This is a genomic window from Nonomuraea solani (assembly GCF_900108335.1).
Classification (GTDB): domain Bacteria; phylum Actinomycetota; class Actinomycetes; order Streptosporangiales; family Streptosporangiaceae; genus Nonomuraea; species Nonomuraea solani.
In genome coordinates, this window is record NZ_FNVT01000001.1 from 377,456 (window position 1) to 399,253 (window position 21,798).

The 21,798-nt window shown below is 71.6% G+C and carries 19 protein-coding genes; 5 read left to right on the top strand and 14 right to left on the bottom strand.

Features of this window, described 5'->3' with window-relative positions; genetic code table 11:
• The first annotated feature begins 30 nt into the window (after positions 1 to 30).
• Positions 31 to 1,206, top strand: a complete 1,176-nt coding sequence (locus tag C4V41_RS01760; RefSeq protein WP_103953930.1) for an MFS transporter — start codon at positions 31 to 33, stop codon at positions 1,204 to 1,206.
• On the opposite strand, the gene C4V41_RS01765 is transcribed toward C4V41_RS01760, so the two are convergent.
• The 6 genes from C4V41_RS01765 to C4V41_RS01790 all read right to left on the bottom strand — a co-directional run bounded on the left by C4V41_RS01765 (position 1,199) and on the right by C4V41_RS01790 (position 10,001).
• Entirely contained in the window at positions 1,199 to 1,891 is a 693-nt protein-coding gene (locus tag C4V41_RS01765) for an ABC transporter ATP-binding protein (protein WP_103953931.1), read from the bottom strand. The genes C4V41_RS01760 and C4V41_RS01765 overlap by 8 nt on opposite strands.
• Complete coding sequence (locus C4V41_RS01770; RefSeq protein WP_103953932.1) at positions 1,884 to 2,819, bottom strand: ABC transporter ATP-binding protein; 936 nt, start codon at positions 2,817 to 2,819, stop codon at positions 1,884 to 1,886. Before C4V41_RS01770 ends, C4V41_RS01765 begins: the two co-directional genes overlap by 8 nt.
• The gene (locus C4V41_RS01775; RefSeq protein WP_103953933.1) at positions 2,816 to 5,401 is read right to left on the bottom strand and encodes an FtsX-like permease family protein; all 2,586 of its coding nucleotides are present in this window, start codon (positions 5,399 to 5,401) and stop codon (positions 2,816 to 2,818) included. The genes C4V41_RS01770 and C4V41_RS01775 overlap by 4 nt, the downstream gene beginning before the upstream one ends.
• On the bottom strand, positions 5,398 to 8,457 hold the full coding sequence (locus C4V41_RS01780) for an ABC transporter permease (protein WP_103953934.1): 3,060 nt from the start codon (positions 8,455 to 8,457) through the stop codon (positions 5,398 to 5,400). The genes C4V41_RS01775 and C4V41_RS01780 overlap by 4 nt, the downstream gene beginning before the upstream one ends.
• A gap of 178 nt (positions 8,458 to 8,635) precedes the next feature.
• A complete protein-coding gene (gene rpsT, locus C4V41_RS01785) occupies positions 8,636 to 8,905 on the bottom strand; it encodes a 30S ribosomal protein S20 (protein ID WP_103953935.1) in 270 nt (89 codons plus the stop codon).
• A 109-nt stretch (positions 8,906 to 9,014) separates the two neighbouring features.
• Entirely contained in the window at positions 9,015 to 10,001 is a 987-nt protein-coding gene (locus tag C4V41_RS01790) for a glycoside hydrolase family 18 protein (protein ID WP_103953936.1), read from the bottom strand.
• Between the two features lie 55 nt (positions 10,002 to 10,056).
• On the opposite strand from C4V41_RS01790, the gene lepA reads away from it, so the two are divergent.
• Positions 10,057 to 11,886 (top strand): translation elongation factor 4, encoded by a 1,830-nt coding sequence (lepA, locus tag C4V41_RS01795; protein ID WP_103954685.1) that lies wholly within the window; start codon positions 10,057 to 10,059, stop codon positions 11,884 to 11,886.
• Between the two features lie 3 nt (positions 11,887 to 11,889).
• Here the strand turns inward: lepA and C4V41_RS01800 are convergent, their stop codons facing one another.
• Complete coding sequence (locus C4V41_RS01800; protein WP_103953937.1) at positions 11,890 to 12,306, bottom strand: acyl-CoA thioesterase; 417 nt, start codon at positions 12,304 to 12,306, stop codon at positions 11,890 to 11,892.
• Complete coding sequence (locus C4V41_RS01805; RefSeq protein ID WP_103953938.1) at positions 12,303 to 12,596, bottom strand: hypothetical protein; 294 nt, start codon at positions 12,594 to 12,596, stop codon at positions 12,303 to 12,305. The genes C4V41_RS01800 and C4V41_RS01805 overlap by 4 nt, the downstream gene beginning before the upstream one ends.
• 58 nt (positions 12,597 to 12,654) lie before the next feature.
• On the opposite strand from C4V41_RS01805, the gene C4V41_RS01810 reads away from it, so the two are divergent.
• Complete coding sequence (locus C4V41_RS01810; RefSeq protein WP_235029854.1) at positions 12,655 to 13,146, top strand: GNAT family N-acetyltransferase; 492 nt, start codon at positions 12,655 to 12,657, stop codon at positions 13,144 to 13,146.
• 144 nt (positions 13,147 to 13,290) lie between these two features.
• Here C4V41_RS01810 and C4V41_RS01815 read toward each other — a convergent pair whose 3' ends face one another.
• Complete coding sequence (locus tag C4V41_RS01815) at positions 13,291 to 14,781, bottom strand: DUF6297 family protein (RefSeq protein WP_235029855.1); 1,491 nt, start codon at positions 14,779 to 14,781, stop codon at positions 13,291 to 13,293.
• Between the two features lie 227 nt (positions 14,782 to 15,008).
• Positions 15,009 to 15,632: a heme ABC exporter ATP-binding protein CcmA gene (gene ccmA, locus C4V41_RS01820; protein WP_103953941.1), complete on the bottom strand. Its 624-nt coding sequence runs from the start codon at positions 15,630 to 15,632 to the stop codon at positions 15,009 to 15,011.
• Positions 15,633 to 15,795: 163 nt separating this feature from the next.
• Here ccmA and C4V41_RS01825 point away from each other — a divergent pair, with 163 nt between their 5' ends.
• Positions 15,796 to 16,035, top strand: a complete 240-nt coding sequence (locus C4V41_RS01825) for a hypothetical protein (RefSeq protein ID WP_146103490.1) — start codon at positions 15,796 to 15,798, stop codon at positions 16,033 to 16,035.
• A 414-nt stretch (positions 16,036 to 16,449) separates the two neighbouring features.
• On the opposite strand, the gene C4V41_RS01830 is transcribed toward C4V41_RS01825, so the two are convergent.
• The gene (locus tag C4V41_RS01830) at positions 16,450 to 17,712 is read right to left on the bottom strand and encodes a glycoside hydrolase family 18 protein (protein WP_103953943.1); all 1,263 of its coding nucleotides are present in this window, start codon (positions 17,710 to 17,712) and stop codon (positions 16,450 to 16,452) included.
• A 41-nt stretch (positions 17,713 to 17,753) separates the two neighbouring features.
• Positions 17,754 to 18,980: an FAD-dependent oxidoreductase gene (locus tag C4V41_RS01835; protein ID WP_103953944.1), complete on the bottom strand. Its 1,227-nt coding sequence runs from the start codon at positions 18,978 to 18,980 to the stop codon at positions 17,754 to 17,756.
• 93 nt (positions 18,981 to 19,073) lie between these two features.
• On the opposite strand from C4V41_RS01835, the gene hemW reads away from it, so the two are divergent.
• A complete protein-coding gene (gene hemW, locus C4V41_RS01840; RefSeq protein ID WP_103953945.1) occupies positions 19,074 to 20,294 on the top strand; it encodes a radical SAM family heme chaperone HemW in 1,221 nt (406 codons plus the stop codon).
• On the opposite strand, the gene C4V41_RS01845 is transcribed toward hemW, so the two are convergent.
• Together C4V41_RS01845 and C4V41_RS01850 are read right to left on the bottom strand one after the other, a co-directional pair.
• Positions 20,291 to 20,983: a DUF4870 domain-containing protein gene (locus C4V41_RS01845; RefSeq protein ID WP_103953946.1), complete on the bottom strand. Its 693-nt coding sequence runs from the start codon at positions 20,981 to 20,983 to the stop codon at positions 20,291 to 20,293. The genes hemW and C4V41_RS01845 overlap by 4 nt on opposite strands.
• Positions 20,980 to 21,786, bottom strand: a complete 807-nt coding sequence (locus C4V41_RS01850; RefSeq protein ID WP_103953947.1) for a DUF3097 domain-containing protein — start codon at positions 21,784 to 21,786, stop codon at positions 20,980 to 20,982. The genes C4V41_RS01845 and C4V41_RS01850 overlap by 4 nt, the downstream gene beginning before the upstream one ends.
• Between the last annotated feature and the right edge of the window lie 12 nt (positions 21,787 to 21,798).

A 21,798-nucleotide genomic window follows, 5' to 3' on the forward strand; every position in this document is an offset into this window, starting at 1 on the left:
AACATTCGATGGCGAAATACTGTGCCCGTCATGGTGAACCGGCTTCTTCTCGGACGTGCCCTGTCCGCCTTGGCCACGGCCCTGATCCCCACCACGCTCACGCTGGCGGTCCTGCGGGTGACGGGCGATGGTGGCGCGGTCGGGCTCGTGCTCGCGAGCGAACTGATCCCGTTGCTGCTGCTCCTGCCGTTCGGCGGGGTGCTGGCCGATCGGCTCCGGCCCGGGCGGGTGGTGCTGCTCGCCGATCTCACCCGATGCCTGACCCAGGCCGCCATGGCCGTCGAGCTGCTGCTGGGGCTGACCCGGCTGCTCGATCTGGCGATCCTGTCGGCGGTCGCGGGGGCGGCCATCGCGTTCGGCAGCCCGGCCGTCCCGCGGCTGGTCGTGGCGGTGGTGCCCGGGCCCGACCGGCTGCGGGTGAACGCGCGTATCGGCGTGGCGACGAGCCTGTCGGCGGTGGCGGCGCCGGCCATCGCCGGGACGATCATCGTGGTCGCCGGGCCGGGGTGGGCGGCGGCGCTGACGGCGGTGTTGTTCGCGTGCTCTGCGGTGACTTTGGGTGGGATTCGTACCGATTCTGCGGTGGCGGCGCCCCAGAACTTCTGGGACGACCTGGGCCAGGGATGGCGGGAGATCAGGCAACGGCCGTGGTTCCTCGGCTGTGTGCTCGGTCATGGCGTCTGGCATTTCGTCGCCGGGCTGTTCCTGACGCTGGCACCCGTGGCGGCCGTACACCACCTGGGCGGCGAGACGAGCTGGATGGTGATCGTGCAGAGCGGGACCGTGGGGCTGGTGCTGGGCGTGTTCGCCGCCCCCAGGCTGCGCGTCCGCCGGCCGCTGGTGGCGGTGCAGGCCGGGGCCGCCTGCTACCTGCTGCCCATGGTGGCGCTGGCGATGTCGGCGCCCGCGGCGGTGCTGGCGGGGGCGTACTTCGTGGCCATGTTCGGGCTCGGGCTGCTCAGCCCGCTGTGGGAGACGGTCGTGGCGGAGGAGATCCCTGAGGGGGCGCTGGGGCGGGTGCGGGCGTTCGACCAGCTCATCTCGTTCGCGTCGCGGCCGTTCGGGCTGGCGGTGGCCGCGCCGCTGGCCGGGGTCACCGGGGTGACGGCGCTGGCGCTCACGGGCGGTGTCCTGGTCGCCGCCGCCAACCTCGCGGCCCTGTCCCCACACATCCGAAAAGCCACGACAGGGGAGCGGGTCAGGTGAGGGCAGCTTCGCGTACCACTCCGTCGCTGATCTCCAGCACCCGATCCGCCAACGTCATCAAGCTGGGGTCGTGGGTGGCGACCAGGGCCGTGACGCCCTCACTCCGTACGACCGCCCGCAACAGCTCCATGATCTGCCGCCCCGTCTGCGAGTCGAGTTGCCCCGTGGGCTCGTCCGCCACCAGCAGCCGCGGCCGGTTGGCCAGCGACCTGGCGATCGCCACCCGCTGCCGCTGCCCCCCGGACAGCTCGTACGGCCGCTGATTGACATGCTGCTCCAGCCCCACCAGGGAGAGCAGCATCCGCACCCGCGCCTCCCGCTCCGCCACCGGCATCCGCAGCAGCCGCATCGGCACCCCGACGTTCTCCGACGCCGACAGCACCGGGATCAGCCCGAACGACTGGAACACGAACCCCACCACGTCCCGGCGCAGCGCCAGCAGGGCGTCCTCCGACAAGGCGGTCACCTCGTGCCCGGCCACCACCACCCGCCCCGCGTCCGGCCGGTCCAGGCCGCCGATCTGGTTGAGCAGGGTGGTCTTGCCCGACCCCGACCGGCCGCGGACCGCGATCAGCTCCCCGGGCCGCACCGTGAACGACACGTCCCGCAGCGCCACGACCTCCTTGGGCCCGCTCCGGTACACCTTCCGCAGTCCCTCCACCACGACCAGGGGCGCGTCAGTCATCAGAGGGCTCCTCTCGGGCGGGCCACACGCCGATGTGGTCGGATTCGAGCTCGAGACGTACCCGCCGTTCCATCTCAAGGGCGTTCATGAAGTCGCGCGGGAGCTGCAGCCGCCCCACCCGGTCCAGTACGGCGTACTCCTCGGCGATGATCTGACCCTCGGCGTCCGCGCGCCGCAGGGTCTCACTGCTGGTACGCCCGTCGCGAATGCCCACCGTCCGGTCGACCTGCTCCGACACCAGCGGGTCGTGCGTCACGATGACCACGGTCACCCCCAGCTCCCTGTTGGCCTTGCGCAGCGCGTCGAACACCTGCTCCGACGTCTCGCTGTCCAGCTCACCCGTCGGCTCGTCGGCCAGGATGAGCTGCGGGGAGTTGGCGAGGGCGACGGCGATGGCCACCCGCTGCTGCTCGCCGCCCGACATTTCGGGAGTCTTCCGGTTTGCGCAGTCGCCGACCCCGAGCAGCTCCAGCAGCTCGCCCGCCCGCTCCCGCCGAGCCCCGGCCCCGCCCCCGAGCCCCGCGAGCTTCATCGGCAGCTCGACGTTCTCCCGCGCGGTCACGTACGGCAGCAGGTTCCTGGCCGTCTGCTGCCAGATGAAGCCCACCACGGACCGCCGGTACCGCAGCCGATCCCGCGCGCTCATCGACAGCAGGTCGGTCCCCGCCACCCTGGCCACCCCCGCCGTCGGCACGTCCAGCCCGGACAGCACGTTGAGCAGCGTCGACTTGCCCGACCCCGAAGCGCCGACGATGGCCACCAGCTCGCCCTTGTCGATCAGCAGGTCCAGGCCCTGCAACGCGACGACCTCGACCCCCTCGGTCTTGTAGATGCGCACGAGGTTGTCGCACACGATGTGCGCGTCACCGCCGAACGCGGCCTTCTGCCGCGTGGCCTTGGCTTCCAGCTCGGACAGGGTCGGATTCATGTGAGGTCCCCTACTCGAAGGACGGCGCCGAGGCTGCGGCGGCGGCCGATGGCGATGTGCGCGTACGCGCCGAGGACGGCGACGGCGGCCAGCCCGGCCGCCAGCGCGCTGGGCAGGAACGGGTCGAGTGCGTAGTCGCCGACGGGCAGGTCACCGGCGTACGACGACAGGTCCACGCCGGGCCCGAGCGCGGCCGGCAGCCCGAGGCCCAGGCCGAGCCCGGCCAGCGCGGTGACGAGGATCATGGGCAGGATCTCCAGCACGGTCAGCCGCTGTGCCTGACGGTCCGACAGCCCCAGCGTACGGAGGAACGACAGCGCCCTGGCCCGGTCGGCCGCCCCGATCACCAGCGAGAGGATGACGGCGATCAGCGCGTACGCGGCCAGCGCGGCCGTCACCACGACCAGCGTCCACCGTACCGTGCTCGTCAGCGGATCATCCTGAATGTCATGCAGGATCCGTTCCTGCGACACCACGGTGGCCGACGGCACCAGCCGCTCCAGCGCGCCGGTCAGTGAGGCGTCGCCGTCGATCAGCAACGTGTTCACCGCCGGCCGCACCTGCACGCCGATCGGCACGACGAGGAACTTGCCCTTGCCGTAGAAACCGGGCACCGACGCGATCACGCCCCGCGTGGCCAGCTTGAGCCGCGACTGCCACCCGATCTCGAACGTCCCCCGCCCCCGCAGCTCGGGCGAGACCAGCGCGCCATCGGACAGGGCGGGCAGGCCGACGGGCGCGCCGCCCAGCAGCTCACGCCACCGCGCGACGTCCACGGCGATGGCCTCGGCCCGTTCGGCGCCGTACCCGACCTGGACCCGGCCCGTCTGCGCGAGCACCACCCGCCGCACCCCGGCGAGCGCGCGCACCTGGTCGATGGCGGCGGCCGGGATCTCGATCTCCGACGTCACCTTGATCGGCGCGCCCGCCCGCTGCCAGGACGCCAGCCGCTGCGTGCTCGCGATCCCGTCGGAGACCACCGCCGCGAACACCGACACCCCCAGCGCGGGCAGCAGGATCAGCACCGGCAGCACGCTCGCCGAGCGCGCCCTGGCCGCCCTGGTCAACCCGAGGAACGGCACGGCCGCCCGCCCGCGCGCGGTCAGCCGCACGAGCAGCCGCAGCGGGTACGGATAACACCGCAACGTGATCAGCGCCGCCGCGAGCGTCAGGGCGATCGGCACCAGCAGCAGGAACGGATCCTGCCCGGTCGAGGCGGTGAGCCCGCGCGCCCGCAGCAGGTACGCCCCGGCCAGCGCCAGCACGACGACCAGCAGCTCCAGCGTGACCCGCTTGGCGGACGGCCGGGCGGCGGCCACGTCGTCGCGCCGCTCGTGCAGCGGCGTACGATGCGCGGCGACCGTCCGCGCGGCCGCGAACCCGACGGCCACGAGCACCACGAGCAGCGGCCCCGCGTGCACGATCGGCAGCACGGGCCCCGGCACGAGGAAGGACAGCGCGTACCCGGCCAGCGCGGCGGGCACCACCGCGAGCCCGGTCAGCGCCGCCGCCGCGCCCGCCACCTGCCGCAGCGCCCCGCCGCGCGCCCGCGTCAGCGACAGCGTGTGGTCGAGCCGGTCGGCCAGCAGGTGCACGGCCAGCACGATCACGCCCAGCGCCACCGCCAGCAGCCCGCCGAGCACCAGGTACATCACGGTCTGCGCGGTCGACAGCCCGGCCAGGAAGTCGTCGAGCAGCTTGGGCAGCCCGGTTTCGAGATGGTACGGGCTGGCCGAGCCCGTGGACTGGAGCGCCACGACCCGGTCGAACTCGCTGACCGCCGCCCGCAGGTCAGGTGCGCCCAACGCGGTCGCCGCCGTCGCGTCGAGCGGCAGCACCCAGCGGTAGGACAGGTTGCGCCCCGCGCCGCTGAGCGCGCTCAGCCCGGCGTCGGACATCAGCGTGGTGATGTGCTTCTCGAAGTCCAGTTGACCAGGTGGCTGGAGTTTGGTGACGTGCAGGAGCTCGGAGTTGTGCGACCAGTAGCGGGCGCCCGGGTCCTTGGCGCGGAAGGCGCCGACGATCTTCACGACGGCGTAGTCGTTCTCGCCGACCGTCTTCGACTCGCCCACCCGCAGGCCCATCTCGGGCAGCGCCTCTTCGGAGATCCCCACCTCGAACACCGGGATCGTCTCGCCCTCGTACCGCGTCGTGGCGGGCGCGCCGGGAACCCGTCCCTGGACCCATTCCACGCGCTCGGCGGCGTCGGACAGCCAGCCCAGGTTGATGTACGACTGGCCGCTGGTGCCGGTGATCGGGGTGAGCGTGGTCTTGGCGGACATGTGGCCGGTCCGTGGCAGCAGCGGCCGCAGGTCCGGGGGCACGATCTCGCGCCAGAGGCTGTCGCGGGAGTCGAACTGGGTGCGTTCGCGCAGGTCCTCGTCCGGCGAACGCGACTCCACGGTCACCGTCAGGTCGGTCTGCACGGCGGGGGCGGCGCCGAGGGCACGGCGCAGCGCCTCGTCGTACGACGCCTGCATCGCCCTGGGCAGGCCCGCGACCAGCAGGCAGGCGCTCAACGTCAGCACGAAGAGCACGGCCACCGTGCCCAGGTGCACCCGGGCGAGCAGCAAGATCCTCACTGTTCCTCCCGGAGGGCGAGCCCTTGCCCGCGCAGGTTGCGTGCCAGCCCGGCGACGATCGCGAACAGCACCCCGGCCACCAGCACCAGCATCGCGCCGGTGGCGGCCCACGGAATGTCGAGCGCCACGTCCGGCGTGACGGCCGACGCCTGGCCGGTCAGCACGATGTGCGGCACCACCAGCACGCCGACGACGATCGCGAGCCCGGTGCCGGCCAGCAGCGACAGCCCGATGACGAACGCCTGCTCCATCGCCAGCAGCCCGAGCACCTGCCGCGAGCTCACCCCGAGCGCCCGCAGGATCGCGAACTCGCCCATCCGCTCCCTGGCCGCGACGGCCGCGTTCACCAGGAACCCGAGCACCGCGAACACCAGCGCCGCCAGGAATCCCAGCATCAGCGCCCCCTGCAGCCCGCCGGCCAGCGGGTCGTCCCGCAGCCCCGCGGCCAGCTCGCGCTGGTCGAGCGCGGTGACGTCCCACTCAGGACGGCTCTTGAGCGCCTTCGCCGCGGCCGCGCCGTCGCCGGTGGCCAGCCACCACTCGGTGGCGGGCCTCGGTGGTCGCGCCGCGGCCAGCTCGTACGCCTGCAGCGACCCCCAGTCGGCGAGTACGGCCTTCTGACCGGCCGAGGCCGTCGGCATCGTCTTCACCACGCCCACGACCTTGACCGGCAGCACCCGGCGGTCGATGCCGGCCCGCCCGCTCTGCCCCACGCCCAGCTTGAGCGAGGCGGCCAGGTCGGCGGTGAGCACGACGGGCAGCGGCCCCGGCTCGGGCTGCCGGACGAAGGGGGCCATCGCCGGGCGGGTCGCGCTCGCGCTCAAGGAGAGCGGAGGCACCGCCACCTCCTGGCCACCGGCGCTCAGCCCGGTCAGGGTCAGGTTCGCGTCGCTCTCGGGCGTGCCCGAGACCAGGCCGCGCAGCGCCAGCGGGTAGGTGATCTTCCCCGTCCGCCCGGCCAGCGACCGCAGGTCCACCTCGACCCGGTTGCCACCTGTGCGCAGCACCCCGAGCGAAATGTCGCGCCAGACCCCGAGCCCATCGGACAGCACCAGCCGCACCGGCAGATCCGCGGTCACCTGGGCCCGCAGGGTCAGCGCCTCCGGCCGCCCGGGCAGCACGAGCCCCCCGTCCGGTGCACCCTTCAGCGCCTTGGCCATCTCCCCGACCGACTGGGCCGACAGATCCGGACGGAGCTGGAACAACCGGTCGAGCTTCCCCGCGTCCACGGCGAGCAGTAGCGCGAGATCGCCGCTCACCTCGGTCTGTCCCCGGTAGGCGGGGGAGGCCGCGGTGACGCCGGGCAGCGCGGTGAAGGCCGTGCCCCGCCCGAGCGCCCCCAGCTCGGGCCCGTCCGGCGGGCCCGACAGCCGCAGATCGGCCCCGGCCTGGTGACGCGCCTGGTCGAGCTGCGAGCCGCGCCAGGTGGACACGGTGGCCATGGACACGATCCCGATCGCGATCGCCATGGTCAGCAGCAGCGCGGGTCCGGCGTACTTCAACGGCCGCCTGCTCACCTGCCACGCCCCGAGCGCGGGGGCGAGCGTCGGCCGGCGCGAGGTCAGCCGCTCGGCCAGCTTCGAGACGCGCGGCACCAGTCGCAGCCCCAGCATGCCGCCCGTGAGCAGGGCCAGCGCGGGCCCGGAGATGATCAGTGGGTCGATGCCGAGCCCGCCCGAGGCCGTCGTCGTCACGGGCGCGCCGTAGCGCTGGAGCTGCCAGATCGCCAGCCCCGCCACCACGAGCAGCGCCAGGTCGGCGCCGGCCCGCTCGATCAGCCCCCGCCCGCCGCCGCGCCCCCGCGCCGACTGTTCCTCCACGTACGTCCGCCGCGCGCCCGCCAGCGCCGGCAACATCAGCAGCACGGCCGCGGCCAGCGCCACCCCGAACGACACCAGGTACGTCCCCAGATCCGCCACCGGCGCCAGCCGTACCCCGGAGGCCCTGATCCACGGGATCCGATTGATCAGCGCGAGCAGCGGCGGCCCCAGGAACGGCGCCACGATCGCGCACGGCAGCGCCACCAGCAGCGCCTCCCCGCCCGCCAGCGCCGCCAGCCGCGTCGTGCCCGCGCCGCGCGAGCGCAGCAGGGCCACCTCCATGCGGCGGTGGTCGGCGAGCAGCCGCGCGGTCAGCATCAGCGCGTACGCGGCCAGCAACAGCAACTGCAGCACCGGGATCAGCATGGTGGAGCGGGCCACCAGCGACGCGGTGCCGAGCTGGGTGAGCATCTCGGGCAGCCGGCTGGCGGTCACGCAACTGGCGCAGCCGCCCGCTTTCAGCCGATCGCCCAGCTCGGCGACCGCCCCGGCCAGCGGCCGAAGCTGCTCCGGCGTCAGTCCGCGCAGGTCCGGCACGGCCGTCCAGGTGGCGTTGACGCTGGTCGCGAACCGGCCGATGAACGTCTCGCGCGCCACCATCAGCGGCCCGTACGTGGTGAACTCGCCGCGCTCCACCCCCCGGCTGAGCAGCGGCTCGCCCGCCCAGCGCGCGCCGAACGGGTCGTTGAGCTGGAAGACGCCGGAGACGCGCACGGTGACCGGGCGCGGGTCGAGGCGCCCCTTCGTGGTGAACTCCTGGCCTGCCTTGAAGCCGGTGGCCGAGGCCGCCGACAGCGAGATCGCCGCCTCGACGGCCGCTCCGCCGGGCTTCGGCCAGGCGCCGGAGATCAGCCGGGCGTGCCGGTCGAGCCCGTCGTAGCTGCCGAACCTGAGCAGCTCGGGCAGCTTCTGGTCCTCCTGGCCCGGCATGGCGTAGGAGTCGGAGCGGAAGCTCGTGGTGATGGCGGGCGGCTCGGTGTAGGCGCGGCCGAGCTCGGCGTGTACCGCCTGGTCGAACGTGGGGAACGTGGCGGCCGTGACGGGCGCGCTGATGGTCGCGGCGGTCTGCTGGTACGAGGCCGTCTCCATCGTCCGGCGGACACCCGCTTCGGCGATGGAGGAGGCGTACATGGTCAGCGCGACCAGCGTGGTGGTCGCCAGCAGGATCGAGCCGAACGCCGCCAGGAGGAGCAGCGGCTCGCTGAACGCCCTTTTGACGACCAACGGCCCCCGCATGTGTCCCCCTTCGCCCCGTTTAGTGCACCTTCGGACAGGGGTTGGGCCGGGGGCAAGGCGATCTTTGCAACGGTGACGCAGCCGATACGGGCGTGTGATATCGAAACCGTGACAAATGGGCTGCGCAAACAAAAACGCCGCACTCCAGAAGGAGTGCGGCGTTGTCTATCGCCAGGTGTTACTTGGTGGCCAGGGCGGCGGCCTGCTTGGCGATCGCCGACTTGCGGTTGGCGGCCTGGTTCTTGTGGATGACGCCCTTGCTGACGGCCTTGTCGAGCTGGCGGGCGGCGACGCGCTGCGCCGCTACGGCCTGCTCGACGTCGCCCTGCTCGGCGGCCTCGCGGAACTTACGGACGGCCGTCTTCAGGGACGACTTGACCGCCTTGTTGCGCAGGCGAGCCTTCTCGTTCTGCTTGTTGCGCTTGACCTGGGACTTGATGTTCGCCACGAAGAAGCCTCGGTGAAAGTCTTGGTGATGGATGGGGCGCGCGGGCTCGTTGAGAGGGCGCGCCACACGCAGTTGCCCAGCGTACCAATAACTGAGGCGGCTGCTCAAATCAACGCCAGCGCGTCATGTATTCGCGCCAGTCTTCCTCCGTGGCCGCGAAGTCCACGTAGAGCGCCAGGCCGAACCGCTCGCGGCGGCCGTGGCCGGTGAGGGCGAGCCGGGCGCCCTCCGCCGCCATCCCGACGCTCTCGGCGTAATCCGCCCAGGCTACCCCGTGGTCGTGGTAAGCGGGCGCGCCGATGTACAGGGCCTTGGTGTCGGGGACCAGGTCAAGGGCCAGTTCGGCCTGGCGGGCCACGTAGCCGCCGTACAGGGACTGCAGCGGCGTGAACGAGTCGTAGGTCATGATCGCGACCTGGTCGAGCCGGTTCACGACCTGCCTGAAGTAGCCCTGGGACCAGTATTTGTCGTGTCCCAGGATCGCCCGCGCCGTCAGGCGCATGCCGGGATAGGGCTCGATCTGCGGGCTGGAGGCCGACAGGAGCCTCGTGTGCCGCCTGGTCCGGTCGAGCAGGTCGAGGAACTCCGTGTCGCCGTCGCCGATCGGCTCGAAGTTGTAGTGGACGCCGTCGTAGCCGGTCTTCATGATGGCGGCGACGCCGGCCAGGACGTTCTCGCGGGACTTGGGGTCGTCGAGGTCGAGGCCGTCTTTCACGTCCTGGCCGAGCCAGGCGGAGACGCGGACGCCGGGCAGCCGCTGATGCATCCATTGGACGAAATTTGCGGCGTTGGGGTATTTAGCGGGATCTAAGCGGCCGTCGAACTCGAACGGGCCGGAGTGGACGTACACGTCCTTGATGCCCGTCGTACGCAGCCGGGCCGCCAGTCGTTCCACATCGCGCTCCGTACGGCGCCCGTCCACCCAGGCGTGGCCGAGCCAGAGGGCGTCGTTGCCCGTGCTCTTCGCCCAGGCCGCCGGGGCACCGGTAAACTGGAGGCGGAGCGCGGCGGCGATGAGGCCGACCAGCGCCACCACGATGGCCAAGGCGAGCGCGAGCAGGCGTACGCCGCGGCGGATGACGGTTCGGGCAATCACCCGGGCATGTCACCATGAAAGACGCTTGACCTCAACCCTGTCGAAACGGACTTCGGTGCGCACTCAGCCTGGCCAGACCGACCCCGCGTTGATCCGCAACTTTTGCATCATCGCGCACATCGACCATGGCAAGTCGACCCTTGCCGACCGGATGCTCCAGATCACCGGGGTGGTCGATGACCGCTCCATGCGTGCCCAATACCTCGACAGGATGGACATCGAGCGCGAACGGGGCATCACGATCAAGTCGCAGGCCGTGCGACTCCCGTGGGACGGCCACGTGCTCAATATGATCGACACCCCCGGGCACGTCGACTTCACCTACGAGGTGTCCCGGTCGCTGCAGGCGTGCGAGGGCGCGGTCCTGCTGGTCGACGCGGCCCAGGGCATCGAGGCGCAGACGCTGGCCAACCTCTACCTGGCCATGAGCGCCGACCTGCACATCATCCCCGTGCTCAACAAGATCGACCTGCCGGCGGCGCAGCCGGAGAAGTTCGCCGAGGAGCTGGCGGGGCTGATCGGCTGCGACCCGTCCGACGTGCTCAAGGTGTCGGGCAAGACCGGCGTGGGCGTGCGCGAGCTGCTCGACCACGTGGTGTCCTCGGTGCCCGCACCGGTCGGCGACGCCGACGCGGCCGCCCGGGCGCTGATCTTCGACTCGGTCTACGACACCTACCGCGGCGTGGTGACGTACGTGCGGGTCATGGACGGACACCTCGGCAAGCGCGAGCGCATCCTGATGATGTCCACCAACGCCACGCACGAGACGCTGGAGATCGGCGTCATCTCGCCCGAGCCCAAGACGTCCGACCTGGGCCTGGGCGTCGGCGAGGTGGGCTACCTGATCACCGGCGTGAAGGACGTGCGGCAGTCGCGGGTCGGTGACACCGTCACCTCCGCGGTCAAGGGCGCCCAGAACGCGCTGGCCGGCTACGAGCACCCGAAGCCGATGGTGTTCTCCGGGCTCTATCCGATCGACGGCGACGAATACCCCGAGCTGCGCGAGGCGCTCGACAAGCTCCAGCTCAACGACGCCGCCCTGATCTACGAGCCGGAGACCTCGGCCGCGCTCGGGTTCGGCTTCCGCGTCGGCTTCCTCGGGCTGCTCCACATGGAGATCGTGCGCGAGCGGCTGGAGCGGGAGTTCGGGCTGTCGCTGATCTCGACGGCGCCCAACGTGGTCTACCGCGTGGTCATGGAGGACGGCGCGGAGCTGACGGTCACCAACCCGTCCGAGTTCCCCACCGGCGGCAAGATCTCGCAGGTCTTCGAGCCGGTCACCAAGTCCACGATCCTGGCGCCCTCCGAGTTCATCGGCGCGATCATGGAGATCTGCCAGGGGCGGCGCGGGCAGTTGCTCGGCATGGACTACCTGTCGGAGGACCGGGTCGAGATCCGCTACACGCTGCCGCTCGGCGAGATCATCTTCGACTTCTTCGACCAGCTCAAGTCGCGGACCAGGGGCTACGCCTCGCTCGACTACGAGCCCGCGGGCGAGCAGGAGGCCGACCTGGTCAAGGTGGACATCCTGCTGCAGGGCGAGGCGGTCGACGCCTTCAGCGCCATCGTCCACAAGGACAAGGCCTACACCTACGGTGTCGACATGGCCAAGAAGCTGCGCGAGCTGATCCCGCGGCAGCAGTTCGAGGTGCCCATCCAGGCCGCCATCGGCGCCAGGGTCATCGCGCGCGAGAACATCCGCGCCATCCGCAAGGACGTGCTGGCCAAGTGCTACGGCGGCGACATCTCCCGTAAGCGCAAGCTGCTGGAGAAGCAGAAGGAGGGCAAGAAGCGGATGAAGATGGTCGGCCGGGTCGAGGTGCCCCAGGAGGCCTTCGTCGCCGCGCTCTCCACCGACTCCAACGCCGACAAGGGCAAGAAGTAGCTTCTACAGGCCGAGCACGGCGGGCCGGCGGGCGAGGGCACGCCAGCGGGTCTTCGGGTCGTCGAGCAGGCGGCGGGCGCCGAGGTCGAGCAGCCCGCCGACGCCCGTCAGCTCGGCCGCCAGCTCTCCGCCGGCGCGCCTGAACTCCTGTTTCACCCGGTACGTCTTCCCGTCGCCCCACTCGAACGCGCACGTCACCTCGACCTCGTCGCCGCCGCGCAGCTCGCGGTGGTAGCGGATGGTGTTCTCCAGCGTGACGGGGCCTATGCCGGTGCTCGTCATGTCGTCGATCGAGATGCCGGCCGCGCGCAGGAACTCCCAGCGGGCGTGGTCGCCGTACTGGTGGTAGACGGCGCCGTTGACGTGGCCCTGGGTGTCGAGTTCGTAGCCGCGTACGGTGATGCGTACCGAGAAGGTCATGACCGTTCCTCCAGCCAGGTATGTGATCGGGCGGTGAGATAGCGCAGGCCGTCGTCGCCGATCTCGATCCACTCGCCCCGCGTCCAGCCGCCGGTCGTCTGCGGGGCGAACCCGTGCCGCTGGAACAGCGCCGACGCCTCCTTCTGCGTCAGCCCCCGCCGGCCCCATTCGCGGATGACCCGCGCCGTCCGCTCGTCCTCGCCCGCCTCCTGCTCGCCCAGCGCGGCGGCCAGCTCCTCCAGCCCGCGCGCGATGAGCCGCAACGAGCTCTGCACCTTGGGGACGTCCATCTCATCGCCTATCGATCGGTACCGATTGCTTGGCGATCGTAACGGATACTCTGAAAGCATGGAAGTGGTGCAGACGGCACGAATGGTGCTATCTCGGGTCACCGCCGAGGACCTCGAATCCGTCCACGAGATCCACTCCGACCCGCGGACCAGCGTGTACCACATCGGCGGCCCCGTCGCCGACCTGGAGTCGAGTCGGGCGATGCTGGACCTGTGGCTGGCCGACTGGGACGAGCGCGGCATCGGCTACTGGGCGGCACGCCGTCCCGGGCACCCGGGCGTGCTGGGCTTCGGCGGGCTGCGCCGGGCGGTGGTGGACGGGGACGAGGTGCTGAACCTGTACTACCGATTCCGTCCGTCGGCGTGGGGACACGGGTACGCGGTGGAGCTCGCGCAGGCGGCCCTGCTGGTGGGTAAGGAACTGGGGCCGGTGGTGGCGGTGATCCGCGACGTCAACGAACCTTCGCGGAGGGTGGCGGAGCGGGCGGGCATGCACCGCGACCGGACGATCCCGTACGGAGGCGTCCCCAGCGACGTCTACGTCGCCTAGCGATCTGTGCGTTGCTCAGCCTGCTCGGCTCGCCTGGCCCTGCCCGGCGTGCTTATCCCGCTCCAGTCTGCTTCAGCCCGTCTGGCTCGCTCAGCTCGCTTGACGTGCTCAGCCCGTCTGGCTTGCTCAGCCCTCTTGATTCGCTCAGCCCGCCTGGCTCGATTTCGCCCGCATCACGTACCCCGCCAGCACCGCCGCGCTCACCACCGCCTGGGCCGCCAGATACGGGCCCAGGGCGTCCGGTGGAGCGGTCAGGGCCGTGAGGGCCGGCAGGCACCCGAGGACCGCCAGATCGACCCCGGTGGCCGCCCAGAGCATGGGCCCGGTCGGGATCGCGCCGCCTGGGGTGTCGAGGATCGGTAGCGAGTGGTCAACGGGACTACGCCTGGCCATCCGCAGCGCGGCGGCGGCCAGCGCGGGCGCGACCAACGGCCCGAACAGCAACCACGACCCACCGCCAACAGCGGGCGCGGTGCCGAGAGCGAGAGGTGCGGTGCTGAGAATTGCCAGGGCGGCCGTTGTCCAGGTGCCGCTCAGCAGGGCGGGGAGCAGGGCGCGGGCGGCCAGGGCCGGGCGGAGGCCGACGCCGATCAGCCGGGCGAGGGCCGGGTTGTCGCCGTCGCGGCGCGCACCCGCCGTACCCGTCGCCGCCACGGCCAGCGCACCCGCCAGCACGCTCACCCCGACGACCGTAGGAGAGCCGCCCGCCTGGGCCAGTATCGCGGGGAGCGCGGCCGTCGCCGCGATGACCGCCAGCCATCTGGGCCTGCGGGCCGCGCGGAGCCAGTCGTGCCAGGCCAGCGCGAGCGGCGCGGGCAACGAGGACGGCCAGCGCCGGGAGCCGAGACTCCTGGTTCGCCAGTGGTTGTCCTCGGCGATCCACGTGAGCGCGCCGGGATCGAGCCCTACGGCCGCCGTCGCCACATGACCGGCACGGGTGGAGGCGGTCAGCAGGGACCTGGTCGGGATCTGGTCGAGTGACGTCCATGCCCGGCGTACCAGCAGGCCGGACATGACGGCGGCGGCCGAGACCGCGGCGGCGACGGCAGGCAGGGGAGCGGCCGCGGCGATCGCGAGCACCGTACGCATCTGGCCGCTCACCGCCACCACCGCCAGCACCAGCAGCCCCGCCATCAGAGCCGACAACCAGAACTGCCATGAGTGCGCGGATTGCCCCAGCACGGCCAGCGCCATCCCGCCCACGGTGGCCGACACACCCAGCACCAGCGCGGCCAGCACCCGCCAGACGAGCTGATCCGGCGCCCCCAGCACCGCCAGCGTCCCGATCCCGAGCAGCAGACCCGCCGCCACCGCGACCAGCAACACCATTCGCCAGCCACGGCCGAGCAGCCCTCGCCGGTGCAGGGGTGACAACAGCAGCCAGGAGGCGTCGGGAGCGGACAGCAGCACGGGACCCGCCGATCGAGCGGCCGCCAGAAAACCGGCCAGGGCCAGCGCGAGCAGCGCCACCCCCGCGCCCATGCGCGCCGGTTCCGCCTGGCCGGCCAGATTCGTGATCACGGAGGAAAGAGGCTGCCCCAGCACGGCGGCGATCATGAGCAGCCCGAACGCGGTGAAGTAGCGGTCGAGCATGCTGGAGGGGCCGCGCCCCCGCGACCGCAGATAAGCCCGCACCGCCCGCACATCACCCTCGACCACAGCCCCGGCCCCGGCTCGAAGACCCGCCCCGGCTCGAAGACCCGCCCCGGCTCGAAGACCCGCCCCGGCTCGAAGGCCCGCCCCGGCTCGAAGGCCCGCCCCTGCCCGGGGATCGGCTCCGATCCCGGCTTGGAGATCGGTCCCTGTCCGGGGATCTGTCCCGGCCCTTCTGCCCTCAGCCCCAGCCCCTGTTCCGGTGTCGGTCATGCGGTCACTCCAGAGGGGGAGATCTGGCGGGCGGAGGTGGCCAGGGCCTGGTCGTGGGTGGCCATGACGATGGTGCCGCCCTCGTTCGCGTAGTCGGCCAGCAGGTCCGTCAGGCCGGTGCGGAAGGCGGCGTCGAGGCCGCGTTCCGGTTCGTCGAGCAGCAACAGGGTGCTCGGGCGCAGGAGCGCGGCGGCCAGCGCGAGGCGCTGGCGCTGGCCGGTGGAGAGATTGAGCGGTGTCGCGTCGGCCCGCTCCACCAGGGCGAACACCTCCAACGCCGCCTCCACCGTCATCCGGGTCGTCGCGTGGACCGCCGCCATCAGTTCCAGGTGCTCGCGCGCGGTCAGCCCCGGGTACCAGGCGGGCTCGTCCGTCAGGAGCGCCACCCGGCCCCAGAAGCGGGCGTCGTCGGACGGCGGCGCCCCGAACACCTCGACCTCGCCGGAGGTGACGGGCTGGAGCCCGGCCAGGCAGCGCAGCAGGGTCGATTTGCCCGACCCGTTCGGGCCGACCACGGCCACGACCTCGCCGGGTGCCACTGTCAGGGACATGTCCCGCAGTACGGGATTGCCGCCGAGTTCGACCGTGAGGTCGCGGGTGCTGATGATCGTGTCGGACACCGTTCGAGCGTAGCCAGTCACCGCCCCGAACGCGGGATCACCGTGTACGCCGGGGATTCTGTCGGTGGCGTCGTCTACCTTTCTGTTCCGAACACCTGTGCGACTGGAGGGTAACGTGATTGCTGCTGAGCGATTTGAGCGTGCCGCCGTGCTGGGGGTTGCCGTGGCTGAGGAGACTCGGCGGCTGCTCCGGCTCCACCTGGGTGCGGGCGAGGAGGAGGGCGATGGCACGGTCCTCGTTGACGTGCCCTACCCCGACGCGGCGGTGGTGACGGCGCTGCTCGACGTGGCGGCCGAGTGTTTCGGCGAGCGGGGCGATTCGGTGGAGGAGACCAGGCAGGCGGCGTTGGAGACGTTGTTACAGCTCGCGGCGTTCGACGAGGAGTCGCAGCTCAACCGATGATTCGAAGGCCGGTTCGCCGGGGTCTCGGTTCGGAGGCCGGTTTGCCGAGGTCTCGGTGTGCCGTCCGGCTCGGGCGCATCATCTCGGTCGAACGTGGGCAATGCGGTCGATGCCGAGGGGCCGGGCAGCTTGTAGTGGACGGCGGCCGACAGGCGGGGCGTCGGTCGACGAGGCGGGCGGTCGCGCACCGGGTGGAGGCGCACCGGGCGGCGCAGGCCAACGGGCCGGGTGCGGACCAATGGGGTCGGTGGGGTTCAGGGGAGGAGTGCCGGTCAGCGGGGCCGGGTGCAGGCCAGCGGGCCGGGTGTGAGTCAACGGGCTGGGCAACGGGTCGAGCACGGATCCTCAGGTGGGGTGCGGTTCTCGGCCGGTGCGGGTCGGTGGGCCGGGCGCGAATCGCGCCCGGCCCGGGCGTCAGCGTAGGACCGAGTACAGAGCCGAGGTGAGGGAGGCCCGTGCGTCGTCCTGGTCGATCGACCACATCATCGACCCCCCGAGCCCCTTGAGCCGGATGTAGGCCGCCTTCTGCACCAGCACCGCCGGATCGTCATAAGACCAGAACTCGTTCCCGTCGTACAGCCACATGGCACCCGTCCGTAGATCGCGGTAGCGCTTGCCGGGCTTGGTGACCAGGTCCTTGTAGTCCTCGCTGCCCGGTGCCCACTTGCCGGGAGCGGGGCCGGTGGCCGGCTTGTAGAGGCCGTCTCCACCGCCGGTCACCCCGGTCCAGCCCTGGCCGTACGCGGGCACGCCGACCACGATCTTGCGGGCGGGCGCCCCGCGCGACAGGTAGTCGCGGACGGTCTGGTCGACGCTGTACCTGACGGGGTTCGGGTCCCGCCGGTCGGTGAACAGGTTCCCGTTGTGCCCGGTCTGCGACTCCCAGGAGCCGTGCAGGTCGTACCCCTGGACGGTGGCGAAGTCGAGCTGCCTGAACACCCTGCGCACCTCGAACCCGGCGTCGATCTTCGCCGCCGCGGCCGGGAGGAAGGCGGTGAGCTGCGTACCCGACGAGAACGCCTTGAGCCGCGCCCGCAGTTCCTCGACGAACAGCGTGAAGTTGCGCTTGTCCTCGGGCCTGATGACGTTGCCCTCGGCCCCCGACGAGCCCGGCCACTCCCAGTCCAGGTCGATGCCGTCGAACACGCCCGCCCCGGCGCCCGGCTCCAGCCCCGGCAGGTTGCCGCGCAGCCACAGGTCGACGCACGAGCTCGCCAGCGCGGCCCGCGACTCGGGGGTGAGGACGGCGTCGGAGAAGTACTTGGAGCCGGTCCAGCCGCCCAGCGAGATCATCACCTTGAGGCCAGGGTGCTTGGCCTTGAGCTTGCGAAGCTGGTTGAGGTTGCCGTTGAGCGCCTGGCCGGGCGCGTCGGCCACCCCGTCCACGCTCTGCTCGGCCGGCACCGGCCGCTGCCAGTCCGCCCACGGGTCGGAGGAGTAGCAGGCGCCCTCGGCGTTGACGAACCCGAACGCGTAGTTGAGGTGCGTGAGCTTGGCCGCGGCGCCCGAGACGTCCACATCCCTGACGTGGTAGTCGCGCCCGTAGACGCCCCACTGGATGAAGTACGCGACCCGCTTGAAGCCGGAGTGGGTCGTGCGCTCCGAGGCGGCCGCGGGGACGGAGATCGCCGAGAGGCCGAGTAACAGCGAGAGTGCGATCAGGATCTTCTTCTTCACGGGGCGGCTCCTGGCACTTAGATAGGAAACTTTCCTATAAGTTAGACGCGATCGTAGAGCCGCTCCCCGCCACCGTCAACGATCCGCCCGACCTGTTCCGGGCTCGACAGCACCGACCACGCGTACGGCGGATCGGAGAACAGCGACAGCACCAGGTCGGCCAGGTCCTGCCTGGTCGTGGCGGCCACCAGCAGCCTCAGCACATGGTCGGCCGGCGGCTGCAGGAAGGCGTTCGTCCAGTCGGTGACCGGCGCCGCCGCCTCCCACATCCGCTCCTCCGTGGCCCGGCCGAACGCGGCGTCGTAAGGACCGCCCGCCGCGATCGCGTCGGCGGCGATCCAGGCGCAGGCCGAGCCCAGGTTCGCGCCCTGCCCGGTGATCGGGTCGTTCGTGATCCATGCGTCGCCGATGGCCAGCGCGATGCGTCCGCTCGGCAGCTCGGCCACGGCGTGCCGTACCGTCGGCGTGACGGCGCCCCGCAGCAGGTCGTCCGGGCCCAGCAGCTCGAACGCCGCCGTATCCACCCGCTCGGCCAGCCGCGGCGCGTGCTCGCGGAGCAGGCCCAGCAGCGTGCCGGGGACGTCCTGCCACGACGTACGGGAGAGCTCCTCCAGCGGCCCGCCGGGAATCGCCTCGACGAGGATCGCGGAGACGACCCCCTCCCGCGTCACCATCGGCGCGCGGAGGATCTCGCCCACACCCCCCGAGATGTTGTACGAGAAGGCGGCTTCCAGATCCAGCCCCCGATACAGCCCCGCCGTCAGCACCCGCTGGGGCCGGTCGAACGGCGAGCGGCCCGGATCGCGCGGGAACAGCTCGGCCACCGACCGCCGCCCCGCGGCCACCACCATCAGCTCGTGCTCGCGCGACCAGCGATCCACCTGGGCCGCGTCCGGGGCCTTGTCCACCACCCGGATCTCGCCGCCCCGCGCGGCGAAGTCGTCCATGAACGCGGGGATCAGCAGCCGGAAGTCGACCGCGTGGAACGGCTCCGCGACGTTCGCCGTGAACTCCAGCGGCGGCTCCCCCTTGATCGAGAGCTTGGCGGTGCGCATCAGCGACGCGGGATCCCGGTAGTGCTCGCTGCCCAGCTCCCGCTCCCTGGCCTGGGTGTGACCCATCCTGGCCACGGTGCTGGGCAGCCGCGACGCGCGCATCGCGGCGGCGTCCCGCTCGCAGTAGAGCGTCGTCTCGACGCCGCGTTGCCGCAGCCGCAGCGCCAGGGTCAATCCCGAGATGCCCGCGCCCACGATCCCGATGCCCGCCATGCGAACCCCCTTTGTGCCGGCTTGTCACCAGTGCACGTGGCGCGGCTTGCAGTTGGATTGGAGCACCCTTGGTGGCCGGGCAAACTGGTAGGTGTGCCAGCCACCCTTCCTGACGGCGATCCCGTGCCCACCTCCGGCGAGCTGCCCGGCAGCGCCCTGAGGGGTCTCGGCGAGCGGCCGTTCGGCTTCTACGTGCATGTGCCGTTCTGCGTGACCCGCTGCGGCTACTGCGACTTCAACACCTACACCTCCGCCGAGCTGGGCCCCGGCGCCTCGCACCACGACTACGCGGACACGGTCGTCGAGGAGATCCGCCTGGCCCGCCGCGTCCTGGGCCAGGCCGACCTGCCGGTGGAGACGGTGTTCTTCGGCGGTGGCACGCCCACGCTGCTGCCCCCGGAAGACCTGGCCAGGATCCTCGCCGCCATCGGCTCCGAGTTCGGGCTGCGGCCGGGAGCCGAGGTCACCACGGAGGCCAACCCCGAGTCGGTCGACCCCTCCTACCTGGAAAAACTCCGCCACGGCGGGTTCAACCGGATCAGCTTCGGCATGCAGAGCGCCCGCGAGCACGTGCTGCGGGTCCTCGAACGCGGGCACACGCCCGGCAGGGCGGCGGCGGCCGTACAGGAAGCAAGGAAGGCCGGGTTCGAGCACGTCAACATCGACCTGATCTACAGCGCGCCAGGCGAGTCCGACGACGACTGGCGGGCCTCGCTGGCCGCCGCGATCGAGGCCGGGCCCGACCACGTGTCGGCCTACTCGCTGATCGTCGAGGAGGGCACCAGGCTGGCCGCCCGGATCAGGCGCGGCGAGCTGCCGATGCCCGACGACGACGTGGCCGCCGACCGCTACCTGATCGCCGACGAGATGCTGGCCGAGGCCGGGTTCCAGTGGTACGAGGTGTCCAACTGGGCCACCACCGACGCCGCCCGCTGCCGGCACAACCTGCTCTACTGGACCGGCGGCGACTGGTGGGCGGCAGGCCCGGGTGCCCACAGCCACGTCGGCGGCACCCGCTGGTGGAACGTCAAACACCCGGCCGCCTACGCCCAGCGCCTTGCGGCCGGCGTCTCGCCCGCCCACGCGCGCGAGGTGCTCGGCCAGGACGACCGCGACGCCGAGCGGCTCATGCTGGAGCTGCGGCTGATCTCCGGCTACCCGCTGGCGGAGGTGGCGCCCGCCGCGCGCACGACCGTGGCGAGCGCCCTGGCGCGCGGGTTGCTGGAGCCCGAGCCGTTCAAGTCGGGCCTGATGGTGCTGACCCTGAAGGGGCGGCTGCTGGCCGACGCCCTCATCAGGGACCTCCTGGTCTAGCTGATCATGCGGATGGAGAAGGGGTAGCGGTAGTTCTCGCCCTTGTTGGCGGCCAGGGCGGCCTGGATGTGGAAGATCAGGGACAGGACCCAGATGACCGGCAGCAGGAAGATGCCGATGATGATGATCGACAGGATGCCCGCGACGGCGTAGCCGATGAACATCGTGATCTGGAAGTTGAGCGCCTCGGCCGACTGGTCCCTGACGTAGGGCGACTCGTCCTTCTTCATCAGGTAGATGACCAGCGGGCCGACAAAGGAGACCAGCAGGCCCAGCAGGTGGGAGAGCATGGCCATGGTGGTGTCGTCGCTGCCGGGGCGGGGGCCGTACCTGCCGGGGATGTACGGCTGGCCCGGGGGCGGGCCGTACGCCTGGCCGGGATACTGCTGAGGAGCCGGGCCGTAGCCGGGCGGGGGCTGTCCATAACCGGGCCCGTAGTTCGGCGCCGAGCCGGGCTGCTGGCCATAAGGGGTGTTCGGGTAGGAATTGGGCTGCTGACCATAGCCGGGCTGACCAAGACCGGGCTGGCCATATCCAGGCTGGCCAGATCCGGGCTGCTCGCCATAGCCGGGCTGCCGGCCGTAGTCGGGCTGCTGAGGGGCGGGGCCCGCGCTGGGCGGCAGGTCCTCGGGGGTCACGCGGCGCGTGGCGTCGTCATCGGGCAGTGGCTGGGACGGGTCCTGGCTCATGGTGCCTCCGTAACGAAGTCGATCAGTTCCTCGACCCGGCCGAGCAGCTCCGGCTCAAGGTCCGTGTACGTCGAGACGGCGCCGAGAATCCGGCGCCACGCCTGCGCCGGCTCCATGCGCCAGCCCAAAGCGGAGATCACGCCCTCCTTCCAGGGCACCCCGCGCGGCACCTCGGGCCAGGCGGGGATACGCAGCACGGACGGCTTGACCGCCTGCCAGATGTCGATGTACGGGTGCCCCACCACCAGCACGTCAGGCGAGGTGATCTCGGCGGCGATCCTGCTCTCCTTGGAACCGGGCACCAGGTGGTCGACCAGCACACCCAGGCGCCGCCCCGGCTCGGGGTCGAACTCCGCGACGATGGCGGGAAGGTCGTCGACGCCTTCCAGGTATTCGACCACGACCCCTTCGACCCGCAGGTCATGGCCCCAGATCTTCTCCACGAGCGCGGCGTCGTGCACGCCTTCGACGTAGATGCGGCTCTCCCTGGCGACCCGCGCCCGCAGCCCCTCCACGGCGATCGAGCCCGAGGCGCTGCGCCTGGGGGCCGCGGGGGCGGCCGGCGGGCGTACCAGGGTGACGGGTTTGCCGTCCAGCAGGAACGCGGCCGGCGCGAGCGGGAACAGGCGGCGCTTGCCGAACCGGTCTTCGAGGGTGACCGCCTCCTTGTCGCACGCCACCACCGCGCCGCAGAAGCCGCTGTCGGCATCCTCCACGACGAGGTCCAGCTCGGCGGGCACCTGAGGGATCTTGCCCTTGCCCGGCCGCCGCCAATTTCCCGCCAGTACATCGCCCTCGTACACACGGGGACCGTA